This is a genomic window from Arenimonas sp., assembly GCF_019459675.1.
Lineage (GTDB): Bacteria > Pseudomonadota > Gammaproteobacteria > Xanthomonadales > Xanthomonadaceae > Arenimonas.
The window spans coordinates 1-4,992 of sequence record NZ_JAIBFH010000194.1; the positions used below are offsets into that span (position 1 = coordinate 1).

General features: G+C 68.5%; 4 protein-coding genes and 1 pseudogene. 3 read left to right on the top strand and 2 right to left on the bottom strand.

Annotated elements, in window-relative coordinates:
• The 3 genes and pseudogenes from K0M70_RS06720 to K0M70_RS06730 form a co-directional block, all read left to right on the top strand.
• A pseudogene (locus K0M70_RS06720) lies at positions 1-252 on the top strand (nucleoside hydrolase); the annotation flags it as partial.
• A gap of 89 nt (positions 253-341) precedes the next feature.
• On the top strand, positions 342-584 hold the full coding sequence (locus K0M70_RS06725) for a type B 50S ribosomal protein L31 (RefSeq protein WP_290780860.1): 243 nt from the start codon (positions 342-344) through the stop codon (positions 582-584).
• 239 nt (positions 585-823) lie between these two features.
• Positions 824-2,113, top strand: a complete 1,290-nt coding sequence (locus K0M70_RS06730) for a citrate synthase (protein ID WP_290780862.1) — start codon at positions 824-826, stop codon at positions 2,111-2,113.
• Between the two features lie 79 nt (positions 2,114-2,192).
• On the opposite strand, the gene K0M70_RS06735 is transcribed toward K0M70_RS06730, so the two are convergent.
• Both K0M70_RS06735 and K0M70_RS06740 read right to left on the bottom strand, forming a co-directional pair.
• Positions 2,193-2,813 carry a hypothetical protein gene (locus K0M70_RS06735; protein ID WP_290780864.1) on the bottom strand — a complete coding sequence of 207 codons (621 nt, stop codon included), beginning with the start codon at positions 2,811-2,813 and terminating at the stop codon, positions 2,193-2,195.
• A gap of 18 nt (positions 2,814-2,831) precedes the next feature.
• A partial coding sequence (locus K0M70_RS06740; RefSeq protein WP_290780866.1) for a PBP1A family penicillin-binding protein occupies positions 2,832-4,992 on the bottom strand: 2,161 nt, incomplete at its 5' end.

Below are 4,992 nucleotides of genomic sequence, written 5' to 3' on the forward strand. Positions count from 1 at the left end.
CCCCCGCCCGACCACGGCGGGGGGCGCGGGCCCCGCGCCGAGGCCCGGCCCTGGGCGGGGGCGCGCCCGCCCGACGGCGTCAGCCGCGCCGAAGACCGTTACCTGGCGGTGGAACTGGAGGGTCGGCACAGCCGCGGCGCCACGCTGGTGGACTGGCAGCGGCGCATGGGGCGCCCGGCCAACGCCAGGATCGTCATGGACTACGACCAGGCGCAGTTCGAGGCCCTGGTGCGGTCCGGCCTGGGCGCCTGACTCCGGGACGGGCAAAGGCTTGCGCAGGGCGCCGGGCCGGGCCTATAATGACGGTCTTTTCCCACGTAATCACCGGCGGAGCAATTGCCATGAAGGCCGACATCCATCCGAACTACAAAGAAGTCGTCTTCCAGGACCTCTCTTCCGACTTCGCGTTCCTCACCCGTTCCACCCTGTCCAGCAAGGACAAGGTCACCTGGACGGACGGCAACGAATACGCCCTGATCAAGGTCGACATCACCTCCGCTTCGCACCCGTTCTACACGGGCAAGCAGAAGGTCATGGACACCGGCGGCCGCGTCGACCGCTTCCGCAAGCGCTACGCCAAGTAATCGGCCACCCCGGCTTGCCGGGACCGGTTGCGGCAGGAAAGGCCACCCCCGGGTGGCCTTTCTGCGTTGGTGGCAACCCCTACCAAGGTTCATGCCCCCGTCACTGACTTGTCCGCGAGGCCTGTGAGATACTTCGGCGAATGGTGACCGCCCTGGCGGCGCCTGCCAATCTCTGTAGCGAACGCCGCGCCAAAGCCTTCGTGGATGCGGGTCGCGCCATCCCTGAAAGGAGTCAGCCCGTGTCCGACAACAAGAGCGTCGTGCTCAACGCCGCCGGCAAGAACGTCGAGCTTCCCGTGTACACCGGAACCCTCGGCGCCCCCTGCGTCGATATCACCCGCTTGCCCAAGGAAACGGGCCTGTTCACCTACGACCCCGGCTTCGTGGCCACCGCCAGCTGCCGCAGCGCCGTGACCTACATCGACGGCGACGAAGGCGTGCTGCTTTACCGCGGCTACCCGATCGAACAGCTGGCCAAACACTCCAACTTCCTCGAAGTCAGCTACCTGCTGATGAACGGCGAACTGCCCGACAAGGACCAGTTCAACACCTTCGAGCACGAAGTCACGCACCACACCATGATGCACGAGGCCTTCAAGGGCTTCCTGGGCGGCTTCCGCCACGACGCGCACCCGATGGCGATGCTGTGCGGCATGGTCGGTTCGCTGGCCGCGTTCTACCACAGTGACCTCGACCTCGAGGATCCGGAGCAGCGCCGCCTGGCCGCCATCCGCCTGCTGGCCAAGGTGCCCACCATCGCCGCCGCGTGCTACCGCTATTCCATCGGCTGGCCGGTGCGCTACCCGCGCAACAACCTCGAGTACGTTGAACGCTTCCTTCACATGATGTTCGAAGTGCCCAGCGAACCGTTCGCGATGAAGCCGATCGCCGCCAAGGCGCTCGACCTGCTGTTCATCCTGCACGCCGACCACGAACAGAACGCCTCCACGTCCACGGTCCGCCTGGTCGGCTCCACCGGCGCCAATCCCTATGCCTGCGTGGCGGCGGGCGTGGCCGCACTCTGGGGCCCGGCGCACGGCGGCGCCAACGAGGCCGTGCTGAAGATGCTGTCGGAAATCGGCCGCCCGGAAGACGTGTCCAAGGCCGTGGACCGCGCCAAGGACAAGAACTCGGGCTTCCGCCTGATGGGCTTCGGCCACCGCGTTTACAAGAACTTCGACCCGCGCGCGACCATCATCCGCGAGATGTGCCACGAAGTGCTGGCCGAACTGGGCGTCAATGACCCGATGCTGGAAGTGGCGATGCGCCTGGAAGAAGCCGCGCTCAAGGACGACTACTTCGTGCAGCGCAAGCTGTACCCGAACGTCGATTTCTACTCGGGCATCATCTACAAGGCGCTGGGCATCCCGACCGAGATGTTCACGGTGATGTTCGCCATCGCCCGCACCGCCGGCTGGGTGTCGCATTGGCTCGAACAGCAGACCGATCCGGAAGCCAAGATCGGCCGCCCGCGCCAGATCTACACCGGCGCGGTCAACCGCGACTACGTCGCGCTCGACAAGCGCTGAACCCCGCTTCGCGCCGCAAAACCAGCGCCCCGCTCCGCGGGGCGTTCGTTTTGGTGCGGCGCTTGGCTCCTGCGCGGCCTCAGTCGCCGCTGGCGCCCACCAGGCGCCTTACCGCAGCAGCGGAGGCCCGGGGCATCGGCGCTGCCTCCAGCGGCTCGAGAGGGGCCTGTCGCAGCGCCGAGCTGGGCAGCACCACCAGTTCGAAGTCGACGCCGTCGGCGGTGAAGTGCCAGCAGGGCAGGTCGGCGCTGCGGTCGCGCTCAAGCCGGACCCGCCGGGTACCCGGCTGCACGGGAATGCGCTGGTCGTGGAGAAAGCGCGCGACGTCGTCGGGGTCCTGGGGGTGCAGGTGCAGCTGGACGCCCGAGCGGTCGCCGGCCGTGCCCTCCAGCACCGGCCCCACCAGCCGCGGGTCGAATGACGCCAGGAACGCCATCGCCTGCAGGGCCGCTTCACGCAGCACGCCCAGCGCCGGCGCCTGCGCGCGGCCGAAAAGCCGCTGGCGCTCGCCCAGGGCTTCCCGGATCAGGGCGGCGTCCGGCAAGCCGGCGTCGCCGAACACCCCCAGCCGCGACGCGGCCTTGCGCCGCGCCTGGTCGTTGTCCACCTGCTCGCCCGCGTCCAGAAGGCGGGCCGCCTCCTGGGCCACGAGAAGGCGGCGCTGCTGGGTACGCGGATCATCCGGGCGTCGCGGGCTCATGTTTACCGTTCTCCGGGGCTAGAAGATGTCGAACGCCTCTTCGTTGCTCAACTCCGGATCGAGGTCGAAGCCGCTGCTGGTGATGCGGTCGTAATCTTCGCGCCTGAAGTATTCCTGGATCGATCCCGGACTGCCTTCGGCCATCAGCCGCCCCGAGGACGGATTGATGGCCGCGGTGACGATGCCGGCGGGCACGTCGGGCACCACCACCGGCACGCCGTCCAGGGCTTCGCGCATGTAGTTGATCCAGATCGGCAGGGCGGCCTTGCCGCCGTACTCGCCCCGGCCCAGCGATTTGAAGTCGTCGTTGCCGACCCAGACCGTGGTCACCAGGTCGCCGCCGAAGCCTGAGAACCAGGCGTCGCGGTAGTCGTTGGTGGATCCGGTCTTGCCGCCGATATCCTCACGCCCGAGCACTTTGGCAGCGGTGCCCGTGCCGCGCTGCACCACGTCCTTGAGCATCGAGGAAATCATGAACGCGGTGCGCTCGTCGATCGCGCGCGGCGCCAGCACCAGCGGGCCTTCCGGCAGCGCGACGGGCTCGGCAGCCGCCGTCGCGGCGGGCTCGGCGCCTTCGGCCGGCGTCTCGACCGGCGCCTGCGCACCGAAGTCGAAACCGTCCACCACCGTGGTGGCGCGCTGTTCCCCGGCTTCGCGGCCCGGGCAACTGCGGCAGGCGCGCGGCGGCGCGGCCTGCGACAGCACCACGCCATCGCGGTCGAGCACGCGGTCGATGAACCACGGGTCGATCCGGAAGCCGCCGTTGGCGAACACGGCATAGCCGCGCGCTATCGACATGGGCGTCAGCGAGGAGGTGCCCAGCGACATCGAAAGGTTCGGCGGCAGGCTTTGCTGGCTGAATCCGAACTGGGTGATGTATCGGCTGGCGAAATCCACGCCGATGGCGTCCAGCAGGCGCACCGACACCAGGTTGCGCGATTGCACCATGGCTTCGCGCAGGCGCATCGGGCCGGCGAAGTTGCCGGCGTCGTTCTGGGGCCGCCACACGTTGCCCGCCCGGTCCCGGAACACCACCGGGGCATCGAGCACGATGCTGCCGGGCCCGAAGCCGCGCTCGAACGAGGCGGCGTACACGAAGGGCTTGAAGCTCGATCCGGGCAGGCGCTGGGCCTGGGTGGCGCGGTTGAACTTGTTGAGGCCGAAGCTGAAGCCGCCGATCAGCGCGCGCACTGCGCCGTCCTCGGGCTGCACCGACACCAGCGCCGCCTGCGCGCGCGGGATCTGGGCCAGCAGGTACTCGGGTTCCGCCGGGGGCGGTGGCACTGCGCCTTCGGCGGCCGGCGCGGCGGGTTTCACCGGCACCGGTGCGAACCGAACCACGTCGCCGCGCTTGAGCAGCGCGCGCGCCGCCTTGCCGGTCCAGCGCACGGACTTCGCGTCGAGCAGAAGGGGTTCGGCGGCGGCCGTCACCAGCCGGACGCTATCGCCTTCGAGCCCCGACACAATGCCGGCGGCCAGGCCACCCAACGGCGGATAGGTCCGCAGCTGCTTGCGCAGCGCCGCGTCATCCTCATCGTCGGCCAGTTCCAGCTGCGCTTCTGGGCCGCGGTAGCCGTGGCGCCGGTCGTACTCCAGCAGGCCTGACTGCACCGACAGCGCTGCCGCCGCCTGGTGCGTGCTGTCGATGGTGGTGTAGACGCGCAGCCCGCTGGTGGTGGCTTCGGCGCCGTAACGCTGCTCCATTTCCGCGCGGACCATCTCGGCCACGTACGGGGCGTCCACTTCAACCCTGGGCTCGTGCGGGCTTGCGTTCACCGGCTCGGCAACGGCCGCCTGCTCCTGCGCGGGGGTGATCATTCCTTCCTCGCGCATGCGCAGCAGCACGTAGTTGCGCCGGATCAGCGCACGCTCGGGATTGATGATGGGGTTGCCGCTGGAAGGGAACTTGGGGATCGACGCCAGCGTGGCGGCCTCGGCCAGGGTGAGTTGGTCGAGGGTCTTGCCGTAGTAATAATCGGCGGCCGCGGCGACGCCGTAAGCGCGGTTCCCGAAGAAACTCTTGTTGAGGTAGAGCTCGAAGATTTCGTCCTTGCTCAGTTCGCGCTCCATCTTCAAAGCCAGGAAGATCTCGGTGAGCTTGCGCGTATACGAGTATTCCGAGCTCAGGAAGAACTGCTTGGCCACCTGCTGGGTGATGGTGCTGCCGCCCGCCACCCGG

Excerpts from the sequence above, each read along its gene's own strand:
- K0M70_RS06725 (WP_290780860.1), top strand. The coding sequence starts at position 342 with ATGAAGGCCGACATCCATCCGAACTACAAAGAAGTCGTCTTCCAGGAC.
- K0M70_RS06735 (WP_290780864.1), bottom strand. The coding sequence starts at position 2,813 with ATGAGCCCGCGACGCCCGGATGATCCGCGTACCCAGCAGCGCCGCCTT.